Origin of the sequence: Paracoccus sp. Ld10 (genome assembly GCF_045064235.1) — a bacterium.
Classification (GTDB): domain Bacteria; phylum Pseudomonadota; class Alphaproteobacteria; order Rhodobacterales; family Rhodobacteraceae; genus Paracoccus.
This window is the reverse complement of record NZ_JBISHD010000007.1, coordinates 1-1,486: the sequence shown is the minus strand read 5'-3', so window position 1 is coordinate 1,486 and position 1,486 is coordinate 1. Positions and strand designations below refer to the sequence as shown.

Here is a 1,486-nt window from a genome sequence, read left to right as displayed (position 1 = left end):
TTAGACCCCATGATTGCGAAGTGAGCTGACTGGGTCAGCGGCCTCTCCCGCGGCATTCTCCGTTCGAGGGTTGCGCCAGATTGGCTGGCGCCGGGCCTCAAGAATGGGGAAGAGACCGCATGGAAGATGGCACGTTCATCGGGCTGGATGTCCACAAGGCGACGATTTGCGTCGCAGTTGCGCAGGGGAAACGCGGGGGTGAGGTTCGCCACTGGGGGACGGTTCCGCATCGGCCCGATCATGTCCGCAAGCTGGTGGAGAAGCTAGCCGCAGGCGGAGGTCGATTGCATTTTTGCTATGAAGCAGGGCCTTGCGGCTATGGCCTGCATCGCCAGCTCGTCGAGATGGGGCATGAGGGCATGAGGGCATGAGGGCATCGTCGTAGCGCCCTCGCTCATCCCTGTGAAGGCGGGTGATCGGGTGAAGACCGACCGCCGCGATGCCATAATGCTGGCAAAGCCGCACCGCGCCGGCGAGCTGACTGCGGTCTGGGTTCCGGATGCTGCGCATGACGCAATGCGCGATCTGGTCCGGGCGCGGGCCACGGCAATGCGCGTGACGGGTAAGGCCCGCCAACATTTGCAAGGCTTTCTGCTGCGGCATGGCCGGATCTATCCTTGGCAAGAAGGGCTGGACCGGAGCATACCAGCGGTGGCTGGCGCTGGTGCGGTTCACGCATCCGGCGCAACAGATCGTCCTTCAAGACTACATTGATGCCGATGCCGAGGCGCGGGTCGAGCGTCTGACAGGGCAGATCGCGGATCTTCTGCCCACCTGGAGCCTTGCGCCCGTCATGGACGCCGTTCAAGCCATGCGCGGGGTTGGTTTCATCGTCGCGGTGACGGTGGTGGCCGAGGTGGGGGACTTTCAACGTTTCGACAATCCGCGGCAACTGATGGCCTATCTGGGGCTGACCCCATCGGAACATTCGAGCGGCGCCAGCGTGCGGCGGGGCGGAATCACCAAGGCGGGCAGTGGCCTTGCCCGCCGCGCTCTGATCGAGGGCGCATGGAGCTATCGGATGCAGGCCCGCGTCAGCCCGAAGCTCCACGCACGTCTGGAGGCACTGCCCAAGAGCGCGCGTGATATCGCTTGGAAAGGACAGCTCAGGATGTGCCAGCGATACCGCCATCTGATTGCGGCCGGGAAGGCGAAGGCGGTGGCCGTCCCTCCCGGGAACACAGAGCTCCGCGAAGGCTAAAAGACAGAACGCACCCGGATCAGGCCGATGCGCATGGTTGGGGGCGGAACACGGTGGGGAACCCTCGTTGCCTGTTATAGGCCGGCTACGCCGATGCCCGATCCTTGGAGCGAGGCAGCCCCAGAACGAAACCAAGGTCATGCGGGTCAACCAACCCGCGCATGAGAGCTTGCTCAACTGTCGTCTCAGTTCCGTCTCCTACCTTGCGCATCTACACAAGTTGCGCCCGGTCCCGCCGGGTTAATTGCCATGGAACAGGAGGTTGACAACGACCATGAGAACAGG

General features: G+C 63.5%; 1 pseudogene. It reads left to right on the top strand.

The window, feature by feature from the left end:
• Positions 1-119 precede the first annotated feature (119 nt).
• A pseudogene (locus ACJJVR_RS04290) lies at positions 120-1,150 on the top strand (IS110 family transposase); the annotation flags it as partial.
• Positions 1,151-1,486: the final 336 nt, after the last annotated feature.